The 24,076-nt window shown below is 34.0% G+C and carries 15 protein-coding genes; 3 read left to right on the forward strand and 12 right to left on the reverse strand.

All coding sequences use genetic code 11. The features are described 5' to 3' along the window. Positions 1 to 116: 116 nt before the first annotated feature. The 3 genes from ABD935_RS07215 to ABD935_RS07225 form a co-directional block, all read right to left on the reverse strand. Positions 117 to 1,979 (reverse strand): M1 family metallopeptidase, encoded by a 1,863-nt coding sequence (locus ABD935_RS07215; RefSeq protein ID WP_345191085.1) that lies wholly within the window; start codon positions 1,977 to 1,979, stop codon positions 117 to 119. 108 nt (positions 1,980 to 2,087) lie between these two features. Next, positions 2,088 to 3,692, reverse strand: a complete 1,605-nt coding sequence (locus tag ABD935_RS07220) for a S8 family peptidase (RefSeq protein WP_345191086.1) — start codon at positions 3,690 to 3,692, stop codon at positions 2,088 to 2,090. A gap of 14 nt (positions 3,693 to 3,706) precedes the next feature. Further along, a complete protein-coding gene (locus tag ABD935_RS07225; protein ID WP_345191087.1) occupies positions 3,707 to 4,567 on the reverse strand; it encodes an MBL fold metallo-hydrolase in 861 nt (286 codons plus the stop codon). 180 nt (positions 4,568 to 4,747) lie between these two features. Here ABD935_RS07225 and ABD935_RS07230 point away from each other — a divergent pair, with 180 nt between their 5' ends. Next, positions 4,748 to 5,074 (forward strand): DUF202 domain-containing protein, encoded by a 327-nt coding sequence (locus tag ABD935_RS07230; protein ID WP_345191088.1) that lies wholly within the window; start codon positions 4,748 to 4,750, stop codon positions 5,072 to 5,074. A gap of 12 nt (positions 5,075 to 5,086) precedes the next feature. Here the strand turns inward: ABD935_RS07230 and ABD935_RS07235 are convergent, their stop codons facing one another. Both ABD935_RS07235 and ABD935_RS07240 read right to left on the reverse strand, forming a co-directional pair. Further along, the gene (locus ABD935_RS07235) at positions 5,087 to 7,291 is read right to left on the reverse strand and encodes a SulP family inorganic anion transporter (RefSeq protein WP_345191089.1); all 2,205 of its coding nucleotides are present in this window, start codon (positions 7,289 to 7,291) and stop codon (positions 5,087 to 5,089) included. Next, complete coding sequence (locus tag ABD935_RS07240) at positions 7,288 to 8,136, reverse strand: universal stress protein (protein ID WP_345191090.1); 849 nt, start codon at positions 8,134 to 8,136, stop codon at positions 7,288 to 7,290. Before ABD935_RS07240 ends, ABD935_RS07235 begins: the two co-directional genes overlap by 4 nt. Before the next feature lie 98 nt (positions 8,137 to 8,234). Between ABD935_RS07240 and ABD935_RS07245 the strand changes: the two genes are divergently transcribed. After that, positions 8,235 to 10,103, forward strand: a complete 1,869-nt coding sequence (locus ABD935_RS07245) for a cation:proton antiporter (protein WP_345191092.1) — start codon at positions 8,235 to 8,237, stop codon at positions 10,101 to 10,103. Positions 10,104 to 10,197: 94 nt separating this feature from the next. Here ABD935_RS07245 and ABD935_RS07250 read toward each other — a convergent pair whose 3' ends face one another. The 6 genes from ABD935_RS07250 to glgA form a co-directional block, all read right to left on the reverse strand. Then, positions 10,198 to 12,600 carry a glycoside hydrolase family 31 protein gene (locus ABD935_RS07250; RefSeq protein ID WP_345191094.1) on the reverse strand — a complete coding sequence of 801 codons (2,403 nt, stop codon included), beginning with the start codon at positions 12,598 to 12,600 and terminating at the stop codon, positions 10,198 to 10,200. 343 nt (positions 12,601 to 12,943) lie between these two features. Continuing rightward, a complete protein-coding gene (gene glgB, locus ABD935_RS07255; protein WP_345191095.1) occupies positions 12,944 to 14,851 on the reverse strand; it encodes a 1,4-alpha-glucan branching protein GlgB in 1,908 nt (635 codons plus the stop codon). Between the two features lie 3 nt (positions 14,852 to 14,854). Then, the gene (locus tag ABD935_RS07260; protein ID WP_345191097.1) at positions 14,855 to 16,486 is read right to left on the reverse strand and encodes a trehalose synthase; all 1,632 of its coding nucleotides are present in this window, start codon (positions 16,484 to 16,486) and stop codon (positions 14,855 to 14,857) included. Between the two features lie 3 nt (positions 16,487 to 16,489). After that, complete coding sequence (locus tag ABD935_RS07265) at positions 16,490 to 18,427, reverse strand: alpha-1,4-glucan--maltose-1-phosphate maltosyltransferase (protein WP_345191098.1); 1,938 nt, start codon at positions 18,425 to 18,427, stop codon at positions 16,490 to 16,492. 128 nt (positions 18,428 to 18,555) lie between these two features. Then, a complete protein-coding gene (locus tag ABD935_RS07270) occupies positions 18,556 to 19,821 on the reverse strand; it encodes a glucose-1-phosphate adenylyltransferase (protein ID WP_345191099.1) in 1,266 nt (421 codons plus the stop codon). 73 nt (positions 19,822 to 19,894) lie between these two features. Further along, positions 19,895 to 21,097, reverse strand: coding sequence for a glycogen synthase (gene glgA / locus ABD935_RS07275; protein ID WP_345191101.1), 1,203 nt, complete (start codon positions 21,095 to 21,097; stop codon positions 19,895 to 19,897). Between the two features lie 772 nt (positions 21,098 to 21,869). On the opposite strand from glgA, the gene ABD935_RS07280 reads away from it, so the two are divergent. Next, the gene (locus ABD935_RS07280; RefSeq protein ID WP_345191102.1) at positions 21,870 to 22,124 is read left to right on the forward strand and encodes a hypothetical protein; all 255 of its coding nucleotides are present in this window, start codon (positions 21,870 to 21,872) and stop codon (positions 22,122 to 22,124) included. Positions 22,125 to 22,176: 52 nt separating this feature from the next. Here the strand turns inward: ABD935_RS07280 and lepA are convergent, their stop codons facing one another. After that, the gene (lepA, locus tag ABD935_RS07285) at positions 22,177 to 23,973 is read right to left on the reverse strand and encodes a translation elongation factor 4 (RefSeq protein ID WP_345191104.1); all 1,797 of its coding nucleotides are present in this window, start codon (positions 23,971 to 23,973) and stop codon (positions 22,177 to 22,179) included. Between the last annotated feature and the right edge of the window lie 103 nt (positions 23,974 to 24,076).

The raw sequence follows: 24,076 nt of genomic DNA on the forward strand, positions 1-24,076 counted from the left end.
CTTTATCGATTGTTAAACGAAGTTATGTTTTTTTTCTGACAAAGTCAAATAGCTATATAAATAAGAAACCACTTCGTTTTAAACGAAGTGACTTTTTGTTTTTTCTAAGTTAAACATTACTTTTTATTATTCCCCCTATCAACATCTGCCATTAACCCAGAGGGGTCTATTTCAACAGATTTTATAGTTTTTTTAGTTTCAAAAGTATAAGTTGGATATGCCCAGGCCCAATCTTTTATTATGGTGGCTGCCGTTGGTTTTTCACCACGCATCATTTGTAACGGAATATAAAACTCTTCGGTTACCCCATCAGTATAAGTTACTGTAAGGTCTATTGGCATGGGCATTAAGCCAATACGCTCTAAAGTTACTGAGTTGCCTTTAACAGATTTAACGGCATAATCAATAGTATTGGTAGTTTGTGCAAAGTCGGTTAAATACCAATTCAATTCTAAACCAGATATTTTTTCTGCCGTTCTAATAATATCTAAAGGTTTTGGATGCTTGAAAACAAAGTCTGTAAAATATTTTTTAATAGTAAGATTTAAATTTTCTTCACCCATAATATATCCTAATTGCGATAAAAACACCCCCCCTTTATAGTACGATGCTAAACTGTATGAACGGTTAAATGTATAGCGGTCGCCATGAGTCGTTAACGGTTGTTCTCTCCCAGAATTTGCTAAAGCGATATAGGCATTATAAACACCTTCTAAAGGGTTTGTTTTTCCTTCGTTAAAAATAATGTTAACACCGTGGTATTCAATATAAGTTGAAAACCCTTCGTCCATCCACGGGTGTTTCGATTCGTTATTTGCTAATAAAAACTGAAACCAAGTATGCGCCATTTCATGAGAAATTACGCCTTTTATTAACCCTTCATAAGTACCTTCGCCTAATAAAAGTGTACACATGCCGTATTCCATACCGCCATCACCACCTTGTATTATAGAATATTGTTTATATGGATATTTGCCAACGGTTTCACTATAATATTGCATAAACTCAACAGATTTAGGCTGAATCCTCTTCCAATTATTTTTTTGTTCTTCAGACATGGTTTTTTTATAGAAAAAATGCAACATGGGGCCATTAGGCACCTGTGTTGTATCATGAATATAATCTGGGTCTGCCGCCCAAGTAAAATCATGCACTTTAGGTGCTACAAAATGCCATGTTAATTTATCGGTATTAGGCCGATTTATTTCGCCAGTTTCATAACCATGACCAATGCTATTCGGGTTTTGTAAGTACCCTGTTCCACCTACAACATAATTTTTATCAATGGTCAATTTTACATCAAAATCTCCCCAAACACCATGAAACTCTCTGCCTATGTATGGGTGGGCATGCCAGCCTTCAAAATCGTATTCTGCTAATTTTGGATACCATTGCGCCATCGAAAGCGCAACGCCTTCTTGGTTATTGCGTCCAGAACGACGAATTTGAACAGGAACTTGTCCGTCAAAATCCATATTAAAAGTAACGCTTTCTCCAGGTTGTATAGGTTTTACTAAATCAACTTCTAAAACTGTTCCTACAGTTTCGTGTTTTAAAGTTTTGCCATTTTGTTTTAAGGAATTGACTTTTATATATCCAATTTCGTTAGGTTTTAGTTTGCTTATTCTATCCCCAACTCTTCGGTCTGGATCTGCAATAGTTCGAGAACGCACATCCATTTCGCTGCCCGGTTGAAAGGCATTAAAATACAAATGATAATACACGCGGTTTAAAACATCTGGTGAATTATTGGTGTAAACTAAGGTTTGTTTTCCTTTATATTGATAGGTGTTTACGTCCATATCAATCTCCATTTTATAGTCTACATGTTGCTGCCAATAGGTAGATTTTGATAACGAAGGTGTTGTTGGTGTTTGAGGTGTTGTTAAAATAGCGGGTTCTGTAACCACACTATTTTTTGAAGTGTTACAAGACCAAAAAATTAATACACAGTATATAGATATAAAGAATCGATTCATATAGGGTAAGTTTAAAATAAATAAAAAGCGTCTCTTCGAGCGCAGTCGAGATATTTAAATAAGGAGATGCTTAATAGTTCCCGACTGCGCTCGAACAGACAAAATATACTATTTAGCTAGTTTAGCTGCCATAATCAATGCGTTATAGGCATTTACCATTTTTGAAGATTTTGTTAAATCTGAAAAAGGTTTGATATTACTAGTATCACCACCAACAATAACTTTAGTTTTTAATGCTAAACCAGAATCCATAATGATTTGTTTTACCTGAGCCGCACTTAAACCTGGGTAATAAGAACGAATTAATGCCGCAACACCCGCAACTGCTGGAGCAGCCATAGACGTACCTCCTTGAAAGTCATATTCGTTTTCTGGCATGGTTGAATAAATAGCATCTCCAGGTGCAAAAACATCTACATTTTGCTTTCCGTAGTTAGAAAACCCTGCCACTAAATTAGATCCATATTTTGATGCTAAAGCAGCAACTCTAATATAAGTATCTGAAACTTCTTTGCCGTTTATGTTATCGTCAGGGAAATTAGGTTCGATATCTACATTTTTACCATCATTTCCTGCTGCATGTACAAAAACCACATCTTTTTTCCCTGCGTATGCTATAGCATCCCGAACCCAATCGCTATGTGGTGAGAAGCTTTTGCCAAAACTAGCATTGATTACTTTAGCGCCATTATCCACAGCATAGCGGATTGCAAGCGCCACATCTTTATCGTATTCGTCACCACGGGGTGTGCTTCTAATTGCCATAATTTTAACATGGTTTGCAACACCATTGACCCCTTTTTTATTATTACGTTCTGCCGCTATGATACCAGCCACATGTGTAGCATGACTTTCGCTTTTCTTCCTTTGTTTAATATTGCCATCACCATAAAATTTATCATTCAAATCGTTGGGGTTATCTCCAGTTAAACGCCCTTTGTAATCTTTGTTCAGCATATAATCTAAACGATTATTGAACTCTTCTAGTCCATCTTTTAGTTGTTGTTTAAATTTGCTTATTGAAGAATCTAAAGTAAATGCGTATTTGATAATTGAAATGGACTGTTGTAAGCCTTTATCTTCAGTTTTAATGGCATTAACATCTTCTTTAGTGTAGTTTTTTTTAGCTAAATGCTTTGTAATCGTTTCGTCTGCACTTGTTAGCTGAACTAGAAACCCATCGTAATTTTCTTTAAGACCAAGATATTTTTGACGTTCTTTTTCATATAAAGCTTGTGCTTCAGCATATCTTGGATTACTTGTATCTCCACTTGCAAGCAGCCTAACATATTCTAACTGTTCATAATATCCATCACCTAAAAAATTCCAACCATGAATATCGTCAACATAACCGTTTTTGTCATCATCTTTTCCGTTGTTAGGTATTTCGCCTTTATTGATCCAAATCACATCATCTAAATCTTCGTGGTCTATATCCATGCCAGAATCTATAACGGCAACAATAACCGTTTTCCCTCTTTTCTTTTTAATAATTTCGGTGTAAGCCTTATTAACACTCATACCTGGAATGGTATCTTTAACCAAATCTAAATGACCCCAATTTTGTTTTTCGTATGCTGTTAATTCAGAAACTTTTAATGGTGAAGTATCTATATTTTCAACAGGTGTTGATATAATTGCGGCAGTACCTCCACAACCAGAAAAAAGGATGGCCAAAAAGGCTGATATTGCTAATGTTTTAATTATGTTCATTTTTACTATTAGAATTAATTGAATATATCTTGAGTTGTGTATGTGTTTTTTAATCGAACGCCTTTTTCGGTTTTTTGTACCGTGATAATTTCATTATGAGCATCATGTTCCAAAAACAGGTAGTAATTCTTTTCTGCTGCCATATTAAGAAAGACTTCTTTTTCATCTAAGGTTAAAAGCGGTCTGGTGTCGTAACCCATAACATAAGGAATTGGAAGATGCCCAACGGTTGGTAATAGATCTGCCATAAAAGCAATGGTTTTTCCTTTATAATTAATTAAAGGAATCATTTGTTTATCTGTGTGTCCATCAGCGAAAAAAATATCGAAACCCAATTCAGAATTTTTCAAAATAGCATCATTTGGAAGCGAAGTAAACTTGAGCTGCCCACTGTCTTCCATGGGCATTATGTTTTCTTTTAAAAACGAAGCCTTTTCACGTCTGTTTGGTTGTGTAGCCCATAGCCAATGGTCTTTATTGCTCCAAAAATGAGCATTTTTAAAAGCGGGCTCGTAACCTGTTTTATTTTTATTCCATTGAATACTGCCACCACAATGATCAAAATGTAGATGCGTCATAAATACATCGGTAATATCATCTCGATGAAAGCCATGCATTTTAAGTGATGTATCCAAACTGAAATCGCCCCAAGGAAAATAATACCCGAAAAACTTTTCAGATTGCTTATTGCCCATTCCTGTATCGATTAATATGAGCCGGTTGCCTTCTTCTATAAGTAAGCATCGCGTGGCAATATCAATCATATTATTAGAATCTGCAGGGTTGGTGCGATGCCACAATGATTTTGGAACAACACCAAACATAGCACCACCGTCTAGCTTCAGGTTTCCTGTGTTTATAGGGTATAAATGCATAAAAAAGTTCAGATTAATTTGAATTGCAAATTACTAAAAGCATTGAAGATATTAAGGTTTAGGCTCTAATATTTGATTTATTTTAACATTTTAAAGACACATTATTTTTGTAGCCCTTGAAAATTAAATTACATTTATCTAAAGTATTTAAAATGGACTCAAGTTTAAACCTTTCCTGAAATGAAAAAAATGAGATTGCTTAAGTTTGGCCGTGACTTTAAACCTGATCAACAGGTTATTTTAAGAGATTACTTAGCCATTGAGCGTACGCGTTTAGCCAATGAGAGAACACTGTTATCATATATTAGGTCGTCGTTGTATTTACTATTGGGAAGTATTGCTTTTTTTCAACTTAAGAATTTTCCAAATTTCGAATATTTAGCCTTAGCGTCCGTTGCTTTTAGCGCTGTATTTTTTGTCATTGGAGTTTACAGATTCACGCTTTTAAAAAAGAGCTTGAAAAGACTCTATGATATGTCTGAAACCAAAGGAGTAAACACAAACTGAAGTCTTGTTATTTTAATTGGATATAACTTGGTTTAAGCGTTTTCCGAAATCAAACATGGCCTTAATTTCTTTTGTGCTCGCCAATCGTTCTTTGCTAAATATCAACAAAGCATTTCCATTGGATTCTACATGATAATAAGGGTTGCTTTCAAAAAAATGAGTGACATCATCATTAAAAAATTCAGTAATTCCTGCTTCATTATCGCCTAATAAATAAAACCGCTTAGAAAAATCATCGTGGTTTTCAATAGGGATATCTTTAAATCCAGCAAAGGCAGATAGCTTTTCTAAAAAGCCTTCTCTGTCTAATGTGAATTCTGGAATGGCAAAATTTAAATCGATATGCATCATGGTGGAACGAATCACTTCTTTTGCTATAAATTCACCTTCAGAAAATTCTATATCAAATAATTTAATGGCATTATCTTTATGAGATAATTTGTTATAAATATGATTGATTTGTTTTGTGCTGAAAAATGAAAAATTATTTAAAAAAGAGATGTCTTTTTGCTTTTTAGAACTATAATTTAAACGGTAATCATCAGCAAAGCTTTCTATACTTGTTTGACGCCTTGTAAGGCTGTTTTTAATAATTTTTGGCACAGGTAATAAACGTCGTGAAGCAAATGGGTGCTTAGAGTCGGTATCGTGCATATCCAAACCAATAACATCAAAATGACCACCTCGTTTTGCAAACAATTCTTGATAGCTATTTATGTTTTCCATAACAGTGTCATCAACAAACTCGCACATAGAAAAATCTACGATAACATCTTCGTTTTCTGGTATGGTATCTAGTTGTTGTTTTAATCTGAAATAATTTAAAAAACTGCAAAAATGCTTAATACTTACATAGTAACTATGTTTCCTGTCATGCTCTTTATACATTAAAACATTTGGTTTTAAAACATTTCTTATAAATAAGCCATAACCAGCACTTCTATTTATTATAGTATGAATGATTAAAGTGGTAATAACACCAGCCAAAATACCAGTAATTAAACCAATTTTTAAAGTTACGATTAGCGTTACGAAAAAGATAATAAGTTGCTCTTTTCCGATAGAAAACATTTTTGTAATAACTTTTGGAGAAGCCAGTTTATAACCCGTATAAACCAAAATAGCCATTAATGCCGGAAGCGGAATTCGGGTTAATTGCGTACTAAAAAACACAATAAATACAACTAAAAAAAGGGCATGGAAAAAGTTAGATGAGCGGTTAGTAGCGCCATTGTTTACGTTTACTGAGCTACGCGCAATAACGGTTACCACGTTTAAACCACCTAAAAGCCCGCTACCAACGGTTGCCAAGCCTAAAGCTTTAAGGTCCCTGTTTACGTTAGAGCGTCGTTTTTCAGAATCTAACTTATCTACGGCTTTAATACTTAAAAGAGATTCTATACTAGAAATAAGGGTTAATGCCAACACGCTACCCCAGAATGAGAGACTCCAAATACCACTAAAATTAGGCCTTGGTATATCGGCTATAATATCTTGAATTGCGGGAATACCAGAAATCATATATTCTTTGGCTATAGGGTTTGGTTCATGAAGCCCTAATTCAAAATAATAACTAAACCCAATGGATAAAAGAACAATCCACATAGGAGCGGGAATAAGTTGTAAATATTTGTTTCTAATTTTGGAATAAAACAACATAATGGCTAAACTTAGTACTCCAGCAAGTGAAGCAAAAATTAACCCTTTGTTTCCGTAATGAAGCGCATCATTTATGGTGTATGGAATTTCCAAAAGATAATCTACAGTATCTTCTCGTTTTATTTTATGGGCAAGCATAATATGAAACTGTTTTCCTAAAATAATGAGCCCTATGGCGGCCAACATGCCTTGAATTGCTGAAGATGGAAAGAAATCGGCAAGTTTGCCCATTCTAAAAAAACCAAGGAGCAATAGCAATATTCCAGAACACATTATAGCCACATATGCACTTTCTAAACCCAATGTGGCAATAGCTACTAATAGGACCCCAACTAATCCGTTTCCAGGTCCTGCTATGGTAACGTGGCTACCTCCTAAAATGGAGACTACTATACCGCCAACTATGGCTGCTATGACACCGGCAATTGGAGGCGCATCACTTGCCATAGCAAGACCTAAACCTAAAGGCAAAGCAATAAGACTTACCACAAAACCAGAAAATATGTTTTTAGGTAATGCCTTAAAAAAACCTTTTATGTTATTTTTTTTTGGATTCATTGTAGAATTAACACATCGGTTGGTAATTCGGTTAAAATATGTTCAATATCATGTGGAAATAATCGGTCCCAGAAGGTCATCTTAGTTGGCGCATTCATCACTAATAAATCAGCACGCATAATTTGTGCATAATGCCCGATGGAATAGCCTTTTCTACCAAAAATAGGTTGTAGTTTCACTGTTTTATTTTCAGTATATGCTTCTGGAATATGACTGATAATTTCTTTTATTCTGGAGTTTTCCCTAAGCTTAATGCGCTCCTTCATAATGGTAGCTCTTCTAAGGGACTTGTCGTCATCAACCTTTACAGAAACCTGATCCTGATTAATCTCTTCAACTATAGTAATTTTACTGGCATTAAGTTGTTTTGCCACATAAAAGGCCGTGGTAATGGTTTGTTCTGTTTTAGGGTCTTTCAATCCGTTTACAACAATATGTTGACAGGAAATGCGCTCCACGGAAGGCTTGATTAATAATAAAATAGAACATTTTGCTTGGCGTGTAATTTTTCTAGCAATAGACCCTACGTAATATTTAACAAAGCGTTCGCGTTGTACAGCACCAAGAATTAATAAGTCTATTTTTTTTCTTTCTGAAGTTGATAAAATAACATTTACTGGGTCTCCAGTTTTAAAAACCACTTCATAATCTAGATTATCTTTTTCAAAACCTTTAAGGATGATACTCAGCATATCTATTTTATCCTTAGAAGCTTCACCTACATGTATTAAAAATAATTTTGCTCCAAAAAACACAGATAACCGAGCGGCCTCAAAGAGGTTTGCTTTCAAGTTTGGTGAGAATGCCACACCAATTCCGATACTTTTAAAAGTCTTTAAAGACAAAGGTTTTAATTTTTAAGTCAAATCCGAAAGATAACATTTTTTAAAAACATGAAGTCATCTGTTTTACCTAAATTAGTATTTTAAAAAAGATATTGCTTATGTTAGAACTCGCTGGAATTATTATTTTAGGAATATTAGCGCAATGGGTGGCATGGAAATTTAAAATCCCTGCCATTTTACCTTTAATTTTAATTGGTTTATTAGTCGGACCTATTGCTGCTGAGTTTTTAAGTGAAGATGGTACCAAATGGATAGAACCCATTTGGAATGGCGAAAAAGGACTATTTCCTGGCGATGGTTTGTATTATTTTGTGTCCTTAGCCATTAGTATCATACTTTTTGAAGGTGGGTTAACACTAAAACGTTCCGAAATTAGAACCGTTGGTCCCGTAATTACAAAACTTATTACATTAGGTTCTGCTATTACGTTTTTTGGGGCTGGTATATTGGCGCATTTCATTTTTGATTTAAGCTGGCAATTGTCCTTTTTGTTTTCAGGGCTTATTATTGTTACGGGACCAACAGTAATCACACCCATTCTAAGAAATATTCCGCTAAAAAAAGATATTTCAACTGTTTTAAAATGGGAAGGGATTTTAATAGACCCCATTGGCGCTTTAGTAGCGGTTTTGGTCTTTGAATTTATTAGTGTTGAAGGCGATAGCGGTTTTACAAAAACGGCCTTAATTGAGTTTGGAAAAATTGTTTTATTCGGAACTACTTTCGGTTTTACGTTTGCCCATGGTTTAGCTTTTGCAATCAACAAAAAATTAATTCCGCATTATTTATTAAATGTCGTATCACTTTCCACCGTGCTATTGGTTTTTGTAGAATCTGAAATTTTTGCTCATGAGTCAGGATTACTGGCGGTTGTTGTTATGGGTATGGTTTTAGGAAACAGTAAATTAGAAAACATAAAAGAACTGCTTTATTTTAAAGAATCTTTAAGCGTCTTATTAATATCCATATTATTTATTCTTTTGGCAGCCAATATTAATATTGAGGATATGATGTTGCTTTACACATGGAAAACTGCGGTGCTTTTTGCTGCGGTAGTCTTTTTAGTAAGACCAATTGCGGTATTTTTAAGTGCTATGGGTACCAAATTAAAGACTAATGAAAAAGTATTTATCAGTTGGGTTGGCCCTAGGGGTATTGTTGCCGCAGGTATTGCTTCGCTTTTTGGAAGTAAACTTATAAAGCAAGGTATTGAAGGTGCGGAATACATTACGCCATTAGTGTTCATGATTGTGTTAGGCACGGTATTATTAAATGCTACTACAGCAAGATTGTTCGCAAAAGTAGTAGGTGTATTTCTTAAAAAATCTGAAGGTATTTTAATAATTGGAGCTTCAAAAGTTTCTAGATTATTAGGGCATTATCTAGAAACTAATGGAAGACATGTTGTCCTTATTGATAGTAACGAACGAAATATCGAAAAAGCTAAGGAATTAGGGCTAGAAGCCTTGACTACTAACATTTATTCTGAAACATTAACAGATAACATAGAATTGAATGATGTGGGCTATTTAATGGCATTAACTGGTAATTCCGATATTAATAAGTATGCGATTAACAAATTTAGTAATCAGTTTGGCGAAAATGGTTCTTTTAGATTGGTAACCACTCAAGAAATGTTAGATGACACTAATAACCCGAAGGAAGGGTTGTTTTCTCATAAAGATGATTTTAATGTGCTTACTGAATTAACAAGAAAACACCCTTCAATTCAAGAAATTGACTTAGAAGATAAGTCGCATTATGAGACTTTAATTAAAATCTCGAATCATGATCAAGATATTATTCCACTGTTTGTAAAAGATAATGAAGGAGAACTTCATATTATATCATCTTATAATTTGGAGGTTAAAGCTATTGAAGCAGGTTATCAACTTGTTTATTTAGGAAAACCTTTTGATGTTGAAGAAGTGCCTACCGCCGAAACTAAAGCGTCAAAAGAAGAATAAAATTAATAGTTTTAATAACCGTCTTAGCCCATAAAAAAGCCTCTCTTAATTTAAAAAGAGAGGCTTTAATGTTTTATTATGTTGCAGGCTTTTTTTAAGCCATAATATGAAGCTCTGTAAACTCTTTAGTAAGCACTAAAGTATTATCACCATTAAGTTTTAGGTCTTTAAATGGAATAATAACATTATCAATTTCAACTTTAGAAATTTTAAATGGCAAACCATGTAAACTCACCTTAAAGGTTTTGTAAGTTGTTATGAATTTACCTGATTTATGCTGCTGAATGATTAATTCCTTTTTCTTACCGTTCAACTTAAAGGTTCTTAAGCTATATCTACCTTTTATATAGTCATAACCATCAGTAGCGTCTTCATATACTTCGGAAGTTTCTTTACCTTCTTTATAGTATACATCAAGTATTAGTTCATCAATAGTTTTTTCACCTACATATTGTTGAATTGGGTATTTAGGAATAATAGCACCTTCTTTAACAAAAATTGGCATGAAATCTAAATCGGCATCAACCCATTGTTCTGTACCACCTTCAACAACCTCATCACTCCAGAAGTTATACCATTTACCAAGCGGGATGTACATACGTCTTCCTTTTTGGTTTGGTCCTGTTATTGGGCAAGCCAGTATTTTTTCACCAAAAATAAACTCATCATTTCTATAATGTGTTTGGGGATCAGCTTGATCGTATAATACTAAAGATTTTAAAATTGGAATACCTTCTTCAGCATATCTCCAAAATGCTGTATATAAATAAGGCAGTAATTGATACCTTATTTCAATAAACTTTCTTACAACATCTGTAATAGTTGTTCCAAAAGCCCAAGGTTCTTGATCACCGTGATCTCCAGAAGAGTGTGTTCTACAGAATGGGTGGAAGATTCCTAACTGAATCCAACGAGCATACAATTCGCCGTTTGGCTGTTCGGCAAATCCACCAATATCAGATCCTATAAACGAGAATCCAGACATACACATACGTTGTGCTTGTAAGTTTGCTATAGTTAAATGATCCCAAGTTGCAATATTATCTCCAGTCCAACTAGAGGTGTAACGTTGTGTTCCAGAATAAGCAGCTCTTGTAATTACAAAAGGTCTTTTTGGATACGAGAATTTTTTCAATCCTTGGTAAGTAGCACGAGCCATTTGCATACCGTAAACGTTATGTGCTTTTCTGTGGCTACAATGGTTTCCATCATAATCGTGTCTTACGTCATTTGGAAATGTTTTTCCAGGAACGTCCATTACTGCTGGCTCGTTCATATCATTCCAAACACCTTTTACACCTATATCTTCAACTAGCTCTTGGAATAAATTAGCCCACCATTCTCTAACATCTGGGTTTGTAAAATCTGGGAAATAACATTCACCAGGCCATACTTTACCTTTCATATAGGGGCCATCTGCACGTTTACAGAAATAATCTTTATCAAGACCTTCTTTAAACACAGAATAATCCATATCTATTTTAATTCCCGGGTCAATGATAACAATGGTTTTAAAACCATCATCTGCTAATTCCTTAACCATTCTTTTTGGGTTCGGGAAGTATTCTTCGCTCCATGTAAAACACCTAAAGCCTTCCATGTAATCAATATCTAAATAGATAGCATCACAAGGAATTTGTAATTCTCTAAATTTAGAAGTGATTTCCTTTACGTTGGATTCTGGATAATAACTCCATTTACATTGGTGGTAACCTAATGTCCATAAAGCCGGCATTTCATGTGGTTTCCCAGTTAAATCGGTATAATTTACAACAACATCCGACATTTCAGGACCATAGATGAAATAGTAATTCATTTCGCCTCCCTGTGCCCAAAAACTTGTTATGTTTCTGCGTTCATGGCAAAAGTCAAAGAATGAACGGAAGGTATTATCAAAAAATATTCCGTAAGATTTTTTGTTGTGTAAGGCTGTATAAAAAGGAATTGTTTTATAAATAGGATCAGTATCTCTACCATAGGCATAAGAATCTGTTACCCAATTTTCAAAACGTTTACCTTTTAGGTTATTGTCAACTGGCTTATCTCCTAAACCATAATAACTTTCACCTGGTTGAGCGGTTTTAGACATTTTTACAACATTGCCACCATGCTCATAACTTTCTTCCCAATGGAAACCAAGTTCGTCTTCACAAATCAAAGATTTATCTTTAGCATCATAAATAGAAGTTCTTAAATCTAATTTTGAAATGTTACAAATTAACTTAGAAGTAGTTATGATATAATAATCCTCATTTTCAGAAACTTCAAGAAGGTTATATCCTCTACTTGCGTATTTAGTAATGGCATAAGAAAAGTCATTTTCAAAAATACCAGTAGTTGTAAATCTAAAGCGAAGTATACTATCTCTTCGAACAGTAACTTGCAAAATAGCGCCATTTGCAGTAGTAAAAGAAAGTACGTTAAGGTTTTTTTCGTACGAAACTATTTTTGATGGAAACAGGTTTCCTTTATATTCTAATTCTGTATTTAATATCATAAATTAAGTATCAATAATAATTGGCGAAAATACTAAAATTAAAACACCCCTCTCGTTTCTTTTTATTAAAAAAATGAGGAATATATTATATAAAATGCAAATAATAAGCCCTTTAATTATATATTATTCAATCAACTACAAATCGTCAGGTTTTTGAGACTTTAAACGAATTTTAATTATGATAAATTTGAGTTAAACTCCTGAAATAAGTTGGGTTAAACTCCCTAAAATGGGATAAGCTTTATATTTTGAATGCGATATTACAAAAAAACTTCCCAACTATTGAATTGAATTTAAAATCAATAGTTGGGAAGTGTAAATATTTATGTTTTAAGACTTATATTTATTTAAATTCAAAAATGGTTACTGCTAAAGGTGGCAGCGTAATTTCTGCTGAATAGTCTTTACCGTTCCAAGGATCTTTTTTAATAGTTGTTTCTTTTTTGTTTTCTATACCGCTTCCTCCAAACTCTTTGGCATCACTGTTAAAAATTTCAATGAGTTTTCCTTTAGCTGTTACACCTATTTTGTAATTTTTTCTAACGGTTGGGGTTAAATTACAAACTACAACAACATTGCCTTTTTCTTTGTATCCTTTTCTTATGTATGAAATCACACAGTTTTCATGGTCATCATAACTAATCCATTCAAAGCCTTCACCACTAAATCCTTTTTCATAAAGTGCAGGTGTATTTTTATATAAGGCATTAAGAGACTTATAGTAATTTAGCATGTCTTTATGCGGTTTAAATTCCAATAAGTTCCAATCTAAACTCTCTTGGAAATTCCATTCGTTGTATTGCCCAAATTCACTTCCCATAAACAAGAGTTTTGTGCCAGGGTGTGTAAACATATAGCCGTATAATAAACGAAGGTTAGCAAAACGCTGCCACTCATCACCTGGCATTCTTCCTAGAATTGAATTTTTACCATAAACAACTTCATCATGTGAAAGGGGTAACATAAAGTTTTCGGTAAACGCATATGCTAAACTAAAGGTAATATCGTTTTGGTGGTGTTTTCTATAAATTGGATCTTTGCCAAAGTACTCTAGGGTATCGTGCATCCAACCCATCATCCATTTCATTCCAAAGCCTAAACCACCAACAAATGTAGGTTTAGAAACCATAGGGAATGCTGTAGATTCTTCAGCAATGGTTTGTACATCTGGAAAAGACGCATAAATTTCTTCATTTAATTCTTTTAAGAAGCTTATAACCGCTAGGTTTTCTCTACCTCCATAAATATTTGGTTCCCATTCGCCATCTTCTCTTGAATAATCCAAAAATAGCATAGAGGCAACGGCATCTACACGTAAACCATCAGCATGGTACTGATCCATCCAAAATGCGGCATTACTTATTAAAAATGAACGGACTTCATTACGTTCATAATTGAAAATCAAACTTTTCCAATCTTGGTGATAGCCTTTGCGTTTATCTGGGTGTTCATATAAGTGTGAACCATCAAAGAACCCTAGTCCGTGTGCATCTTCTGGAAAATGCGAAGGTACCCAGTCTAAAATAATTCCAACGCCAGCTTGGTGCAATTTATCAACTAAATATTTGAATTCTTCTGGATAACCAAATCGTGATGTTGGTGCAAAATACCCCGTAACTTGATAACCCCAAGATGGATCATAAGGAAATTCCATAATGGGCATCAACTCTACATGAGTGAAATTCATATCACTTACATATTTGACTAAGTCATCTGCTAACTCGAAGTAAGACATAAAACGATCTTCTTCAGCGTGTCTTTTCCAAGACCCCAAATGTACTTCGTAAACAGAATAAGGTGCATCTATAGCATTATGCTTTTTACGCGTTTTCATCCAGTCTTTATCCTTCCACTTATAATCGTCATCCCAAACTATCGATGCCGTATTAGGGTTGTGTTCGTAACGCCTGGCATAAGGATCTGCTTTTTCGGTTTTTATATCGTTATTGTTGCTTTGTATTTTATATTTATACGCAGCACCTTTTTCAACAAGCGGAATAAAGCCTTCCCAAATACCACTGGAATCCCAACGAACGTTTAATTGGTGCTCGCCTTCCATCCAATAATTAAAGTCGCCAACTACAGATACTTGTTTTGCTGTTGGTGCCCAAACCGCAAAATATACACCATCGATACCATCTACGGTTACTAGGTGCGAGCCCATTTTTTCATAAAGTCTGTAATGCTTTCCAGACTTAAAAAGGTTGATATCGAATTCTGTAAATAAACTATAAGGTTTTACTTGTGCCATAAATTAATGATTTATAATATTAGATATTCCTTTTAAGGGAATGACTGCCCATTCTGGACGAGAATTGAGTTCGTAACCCAATTCATATACTGCTTTTTCAAGCAGGCAATATTTAAGTATGAAAATGCGCTCTTGGTTATATCCTAAATTTAAATTTGCGTTTTGTGTTTCGGTAACATAGGTTCCTAAAAACAAACCGGTGATGTACCTATATAAAATCTCTGAAGCTTTAAATAAGTCGTCTTCCGTTGCTATATAATGTTTTTTGCTATTGTTGAAAACCGTGGCATAAATAGCATAGTGAAATGACCTAAATAAACCAGCCACATCTTTTAAAGGGGGTTGCTTTACTTTTCTATCTCTAATGGTGCTTTCTGGTTCGCCTTCAAAATCTATAATGTAGAAATCGTTGTCTTGTACTAAAATTTGACCTAAATGATAGTCGCCATGAATGCGGATACGTTCGCCTTTTAATTTGGTCCAATCAAAATCTACAAAACGTTTTCTTATACTGTTTTTCTTATCAAGAAATTCTTTCGCTAAGGTTAAAGCCAAGCCTTCTAGTTTATCTAAACTGTTTTCAATAATATTTAGTCTGTTTTGAAACTGATACAACATTTTGTTTTTTAACCAAACCGTATAATCGCCATTGTAATGTGCTGGTGTAAAAGCAGTTTCTTCAAATTCTGAACCTAAAGCAATATGCATTTCTGCAGTACGTTTAGCCAATGTTTTAACTTGATTAAATAAGTTTAAGCCTACCCAATCTATAATTTGAGGAGGAATATCTTCTATAGTTAAACGTTGATATAACTCGGTATTTGGAAGCGCATCAATGCTGATGTTTTTATATTCTAAATTTGAAAATACTTTATGTAATTCTTTTAGCATATAATCCCAAGCATCACCTTCATTAGGAATCATTTCCTGCATTAAACCAATGGTAATATTGTTGTTTTCAGAGTCCACTAAATTGATGCTCCCTAAATAGGCAGGGGTGTTTTTAAATTCCTTTTTCTCTGATAAAAAACGACTCATTTCATAGTCAGGATTCTTATTGGCAAAAATCCGTCTAAAAAACTTTAATACATACTTTTCGTTGTAAACTAAAGAGGTATTACTTTGTTCTAAGCCCATAAAACGAGACGATTCATAGGATTTATTTTCAAATAAATGACTTTTATGGTATTGAACTTTTGTAGTGTCTTTTGGTTCTGCGGTTGCAATACGTTCAAAAACTAGTCTTCTGAAAGACTCTAAGTTAATAGCATCTATAATATAACCTTCTTGGTTTTTAATACTAATAGGAAGAATTCTATCGTTTTGAGCGAAATTTTTATCTGTTACAAAAGCAATGGGTAAAAAATAATGCTGATAAAAAGCTTCAACAAAATTTACTTCTAAAATAAGTCCAAAATAAATTTCGCCATGTTGTTGAATTTTAAAATATTCAGCAAGTTCTATATATTTTAATTGACTTGATTTACCACCGTACCAACGTTGTTTAATAATATAGGCTTCTAATACATCGGACAAGAAGGTTTTTACAAACGCTTCATTATCTAGCAATACTTCCCAAGAATCTTCAGACTTGAAAAGTGGTTTAACCGATGCTATTGAAGTTTGGTTAACCATAGATTACTTATTAATCTTGAAGATATGAAATGGCATCGTAGGATGTAATTCCACGTAGCACCATTCGCTATTCCAATTGTAACGACTATCTGTTATTAAATCGTGCATTTCTAGATTATGGCCATGATGTACACCTATATCGTGCAATGGAACTTGTACTGTTCCTTGCTGAGAATTGTGATGATCTAAACTAATAATAACAAATATTTGATTTGTTCTGTCGTCATTCCATTTATAAAAAGCCAACAAATTATCGTTTCCTATGTGGCAGAATTTAATATTATTGGTTTGTTGAAGTGCTGGATTATTGTGCCTTATATAATTTATTTTTGCAATAACGTTAATCAGCTTGTTTTGAATTTCCCAATCATAATGGGTGATTTGGAATTTTTCTGAATTTAGATATTCCTCTTTTCCAAGGAGTGAATTTGAAAGCATGTATTCAAAAACAGGTCCATAAATACCAATACTAGAACTTAATGTTGCTGCCAAGGCATACCTTTGAATGTGTTTGGATTCGTTAGCCCCTTGTAAATGGTATGGATTAATATCTGGTGTATTTGGCCAGAAATTAGGCTGCATATATTCACTTAGCTCACTAGTTGTTAATTCCTCAACATATTCAATAATCTCGTGCTTGCTTTCACGCCAAGTAAAATAGGTGTAAGATTGTGTATACCCTTGTTTTGCAAGTTGTTGCATAACTTTAGGTGCGGTAAACGCTTCTGCTAAAAAGATAACATCAGGATGTTTTGCTTTAACTTCAGAAATAATCCAATTCCAAAAATAAAATGGTTTGGTGTGTGGGTTGTCTACTCTAAAAATGTTAATACCACAATCTATCCAATGCATTAAAATATCTAAGCATTCATGCCAAAGGGCTTTATAGTCTTCACTTTCCCAATATATAGGAAGGATGTCTTGATATTTTTTAGGTGGATTTTCAGCGTATTGTACCGTACCGTCTGGTCGCCATTTAAACCATTTTGGGTGGTCTTTTACCCAAGGATGGTCTGGAGCCGCTTGTAACGCATAATCCATGGCAATTTCAAGGTTATTTTCTTTTGCTTTTTGAATTAAAGATTTAAAATCATCAAGCGAACCTAACTGTGGATGAATATCTTTATGTCCGCCATATTGAGAACCAACACCCCAAGTAGAACCCACATCGCCTTCTTTGGCTTCGGTCGTGTTGTTTTTACCTTTTCTATTAACTTCACCAATAGGATGAATAGGAGGTAAGTATACCACATCAAACCCCATGTTTTTTACTCTAGGAAGCAAACGTTCGCAATCTTTAAATGTGCCATGTACCCCTTCGTGTTCTGATGCTGAACGCGGGAAAAATTCGTACCAAGTACTGAATCGTGCTTTTTTTCTATCCACATATACTTGATATTCTTTAGAAGAATTATCAAGGATTTTTATAGGATTAGCATAAAATATTTGGTATAACCTGTCTGTACTTGCTTCGGTAATAGCTTCGCCATAATCGTTTTCATTTTGAAAAATACGATGTAGGTGTTCTAAATAAATTTTATCCTCAACATTAACTTTATCTAAAATGGCTTCAATAAACTGAACGCCTTCAAGTAATTCTGAAACAACGTGCTGGCCATCATTAATTTTTCTGATTAAACCATATCTCCAATTTAGTGCGTAATCTACCCATGCTTGTACTTTATAACTATAAAAGCCTTGCTTTTCAACGGAAAAAGATGCTTGCCACTCATCATTTGACAGCAAACCCATTCTAATTTCATTCCATTTTTTGCTTTTTTCGTGTTTGTATAATACAGATGCACCTAGAACATCATGTCCGTCGGCCATTATATGCGCGCCTACATTGACAATCTCGTTTACTACACGTTTAATATAAAAGTCGCCACAATTAACACTAGGCGAGACATAATCAATAACAACTCTTTTTTGGTCTTGCATATTAGTTAGTTATATATTGCCAATTTAGCTATATTATATAGCTAAATTGGCATAAGAAAATAAATTTTTTAGTTTGTCTTCCACCCCGATAGTTTTCAGGGCTTATCAGGATTGCGAGATTCTTTTTTTTAAATAACGTATCCTTTAGGAATGGTCGCTCCTTTTTTGACAACTACAATGCCTTCTTTTATAAAATAGGTGTCGGTTTCTTTATCCTCTAGGTGTTTTCCACCATTAATTCTAACATCATCTCCTATGCGGCAGTTTTTATCAATAATTGCATTTTTTATAAAACAGCGTTCACCTATACCCATAAGCGTTTCTATTTTTTTACTTTCTATTTGCTCTAAGGTTTCATATCTATCAGAACCCATCATATAGGTATTTATAACGGTAGATTCGTCTCCAATTCTCGAACGAATACCAATAACAGATTGCTCAATTTTAGCAGCACTAATAATACAACCTTCGGCAATGACCGCTTTTTCTAACATAGTTCCCGCTAATTTAGTAGTGGGTAGCATACGAGCATGTGTATAAATACGTTTTTTCTTATCGTATAAATCGAATTGAGGGATATCTGCCGTTAGTCCAATATTTGCTTCAAAGAATGAATCTATATTTCCTATATCTGTCCAATAGCCTTCATATTGGTAGCTTAACGTTTTATGTTCGTCTATAGCTTGAGGAATGATTTCTTTACCAAAATCATTAGTGTCTGGGTTTTCCATTAACTGGGTTAACAAGTCTCTGTTAAAAATATATATACCCATTGATGCTAGGTAATCTCTACCTTGACCTTTCATATCGTCACTTACCTCAGAGGTCCAATCTGGTAATAAACTGGCGTCTGGTTTTTCAATAAATGAAGTGACAACATTTTTATCATCCGATTTTAAAATCCCAAATTCTGTTGCATCTTTAGCATTAACAGGTATAGTTGCTATAGATATTTTAGCCTTAGCTTTAATATGGGCTGCAATCATCTTATCATAATCCATTTGATACAGTTGATCTCCAGAAAGTATTAAGAAATAATCAAATTCATGCTGAAGAAAATGGTGCATACTTTGGCGTACGGCATCAGCAGTGCCTTGAAACCAAGTTTTATTATGTGGCGTTTGTTCAGCAGCTAATACATCAACAAAAGCACTACTAAAAAAACTGAAATGATAGGTGTTTTTTATATGTTTGTTTAACGATGCTGAATTAAATTGAGTTAATACAAACATCCGTTTAATGTCTGAATTGATACAATTTGAGATAGGAATATCTACCAATCTATACTTGCCAGCAATAGGAACTGCTGGTTTAGATCTTGATTCGGTTAATGGATATAATCTTGAACCTTGACCGCCGCCTAATATTATGGCTAATACTTTGTTGTTTATCATGTGTAGCTAGTTTATGTATGTTATAGAATATAGTTTTATAAGAGAAGACTTGTGCTTCAGTAGTTTATAGTTTTTAAATCAAAGATTTATATAATTCTTCAACCTGTTTGGCAATGGCAATCCAATCAAAATAGTCCTCTACGCGCTTTCTGCCATTTTTCGCCATAGTTTCTCTTAAGGCTTTATCGTTAATGACCTTATTAACACCATCGGCTAAATCTCTAGAAAATTTATCAGGGTCAATAGGTTCAAAAGGGGCTTCTTTTTGTTGTTCTAAAGGAATTAAAAGACCCGTTTCTCCGTGCACGACCACTTCTTTTATGCCACCAACAGCACTTGCTACAACAGCAGTATCACATGCCATAGCTTCAATATTGATAATTCCGAAGGGTTCATAAATTGATGGACAGCAAAACACATGAGCATGTGAATATAATTGAATGATTTCTTCTTTAGTAACCATCTTGTCAATCCAAATCACGTTATCTCTAGTTTTCTTTACTTCGTTAACAGCGTCTTCCATTTCTTTGCCAATCTCTGGTGTGTCGGGAGCTCCTGCACAAAGTACTATTTGCGTGTCTGAGTCAATATATTTTATAGCATTTACTAAATGAATAATACCTTTTTGCCTTGTAATTCTACCAACAAAAAGTACATAGGGTTTGGTTTTATCTATGCCATATTCATCTAGTGTAGATGTTTCAGAAGTTGTTATGTATTGTTGAAGGTTAATCCCGTTATATATTACATGTATTTTGTTTTCATCAACGTTAAAATGCTTTATAACATCTTCTTTAGTTTCTTCTGAAACAGCAATTAGGGCATCAGCCATTTCTATAGCTGTTTTTTCCACCCAAGAAGAAGCATCATAACCTCTACCTAGTTGCTCTCTTTTCCATGGTCTTAAAGGCTCTAGGGAGTGTGTGGTTATAACTAAAGGGGTTCCGTAACATAACTTTGCAATAATACCCGCAAAATGCGCGTACCATGTGTGACAGTGCACTACATCAGCATCAATAGGTTCGGTATTCATTTGAAGACAGGTACTTAGTGTTTTAAAAACCGATTTTAATTTATCATCGGCACCATCAAAAACAGGATTGTCAAAAGGATAGCCTTTTACGGTTAGGCTGCCTGACTTATCGTCTTGATCACCAAAGCACCTTACGTCCATTTCCATTAGTTTGGCTAATTCGCCAGCTAAATATTCAACATGAACTCCTGCTCCACCATAAACATATGGCGGAAATTCTCTAGTGTAAAAAAGTGCTTTCATATAAAAATGTCAAAAAAAATTAATTATTAAGTCAAAAAAAGAAATTTAAAAAAGATACTAATTAAAAATCTGTAATCATTATTTACGATGTATGTTATTGAAAATCAGGCAAAGCATTATATGTAAACCTTTAAATTGTTAATAACAATTATTCGCTTGAATTTGCAAGTAAAATTAATCTAGTATTAGTTAAACACAGTATAATTAAGGACTTGTTAATAGTTTAACCATTTGTAACGGTTACTAAGTTATAAACATACAAAATAATTATTAACAATTTTGACGTTAATTTATTTTTATTGAAAAAAAGGTGTTTTTCCGAATAAATGAGATTATCTATAAAAAAAGCTTACAAAAGCAGTGTTTTATTTTAAATCAGATAATCAATTTTAACAGTAACACCTAGTAGGTACTATTAGTTTTTTGGTGCGTAGAGAAAATGAAATCGTTAAAAAGGGAAGATTTAAGTCCACTTGTAATACATCTTGATGGTTCAGTTTTACGGTAGATAAAACATTTTCGCTATTAGTAACTAACCTATAACAGTATAATCGGATTGGTTTTTAAATATAGAAAGTAAACCATCAATAACAATTTGATGGTCATTGCAGATGAGAATTTTTTTGGTTGGCTTTTCATGTTAGTAACCTACATGAAGTAAGACCTAAAAACACTATAAATTATTAGTAATATTAATAATAAGATACTGAAAATTAGCTTCTTGAAGCTAAAATCCCTTTATTTGAGCCTAATTTTATAACCAACCAACCTTATGAAAAAATTAACCATAAATGCTTTTTTAACTGGAGTATTGGCTCTTAGTTCTTGCAGTAGTGATGATAGTAAAGATGCTTCGTCAAGCGAATGTAAAACTTGTGAAATATTTAGTGTTACTCAAGAATATTGTAATAACCAAGACGGAACAGTTACTATTACTACAAATGGTCAAGAAGAAATAGAAGATTTAGATGGTGCTACATTTGCACAGTTTATTTCAGGTATTGAGCTTTTAGGTACTTGTGACTAGAAAGTATTATGATAATAAAAAAAGCCATCTAATAATTATTAGATGGCTTTTTTTAATCATTCAACTTTAAAACCGCCATAAACGCTTGCTGAGGTATTTCTACATTACCTACTTGACGCATACGTTTTTTACCTTTTTTCTGTTTTTCAAGAAGTTTACGCTTTCGTGAAATATCGCCACCATAACATTTTGCCGTTACGTCTTTACGAAGTGCTTTTATGGTTTCGCGAGAAATAATTTTAGCGCCAATAGCAGCTTGAATTGGAATATCAAATTGCTGACGCGGAATCAATTCTTTTAATTTTTCACACATCTTTTTACCTATATGATGTGCATTATCAGCGTGAATTAAGGCAGAAAGTGCATCAACGGTTTGTGCATTTAATAATATGTCTAAACGCACCAATTTGGATTGTTTCATACCAATTGGCGAATAATCAAATGAAGCATAACCTTTTGAGACTGTTTTTAAACGATCGTAAAAATCGAAAACAATTTCTGCTAAAGGCATTTCAAAAGTTAACTCAACACGCTCAGTAGTTAAATAGGTTTGATTGGTAATAATACCTCGTTTTTCAATACAAAGCGACATCACGTTACCAACAAAATCTGCTTTGGTAATTATAGTAGCTTTAATATAAGGCTCTTCAACGCGATTTACGGTGGAAGGTTCTGGTAAATCGGAAGGGTTGTTTACAATAAAAGCTTCGTCTGGATTTTTATTGGTGTAGGCGTGGTATGATACATTGGGAACAGTTGTGATAACCGTCATATCAAACTCACGTTCTAAACGTTCTTGAATAATTTCCATGTGCAGCATCCCTAAGAATCCACAACGGAAACCAAAACCTAAGGCAGCAGAACTTTCTGGAACAAATACCAATGATGCGTCGTTAAGTTGTAATTTTTCCATGGAGTTACGGAGTTCTTCGTAATCTTCTGTATCAACAGGGTAAATACCTGCAAAAACCATGGGTTTTACATCTTCAAAACCTTCAACAATATTTGTGGTTGGGTTGTCGAAATCTGTAATGGTATCACCTACTTTTACTTCTTTAGCGGTTTTAATACCAGTGATTAAATAACCAACATCACCTGTTTTTACACTTTGTTTAGCTACTTGTGTTAGTTTTAAGGTACCAACTTCATCGGCGTAATATTCTTTATCTGTAGCAACAAATTTAATTTTTTGACCTTTTTTAATTTCGCCATTAAAGACTCTAAAATAAGTTTCAATCCCTCTAAAGGTGTTGTAGACCGAATCAAAAATTAAAGCTTGCAAAGGTGCATTTGGATCCCCTTTTGGCGCAGGAACACGCTCTATTATAGCTTTTAAAATATTATCGACACCAAAACCTGTTTTCCCACTAGCGTGAATAACTTCTTCAGGGTCGCAGCCTAATAAATCTACAATATCATCGGTTACTTCCTCTGGATTTGCACTTGGTAAATCGACTTTATTAAGAATAGGAATAATTTCCAAATCATTTTCTAAAGCCAAATATAAATTAGAAATAGTTTGCGCTTGAATGCTTTGTGCGGCATCAACAATTAATAAAGCGCCTTCGCAAGCAGCTATAGAACGCGATACTTCATAAGAAAAATCTACGTGGCCTGGTGTATCAATTAAATTTAGAATATATTTTTCGCCCTCATATTCATAGTCCATTTGAATGGCGTGCGACTTGATGGTAATACCACGTTCGCGCTCCAAGTCCATACTATCCAGTAATTGGGCTTGTTGTTCTCTAGCGGTTACGGATCCTGTAGCGTCTAACAAACGGTCTGCAAGCGTACTTTTACCGTGATCTATATGTGCAATAATGCAAAAATTTCTGATGTTCTTCATAGTCAACAATCTTCATAAAAAAGATTTGGCAAAGATAGTTGATTTAGATGAGGTTTACGATTAGACCTGTCAGGTTTCTTGTGCAGAACTTGTTTCAGTATCT

Origin of the sequence: Algibacter agarivorans, from assembly GCF_039543245.1 — a bacterium.
In the GTDB taxonomy this organism is placed as follows: domain Bacteria; phylum Bacteroidota; class Bacteroidia; order Flavobacteriales; family Flavobacteriaceae; genus Algibacter_G; species Algibacter_G agarivorans.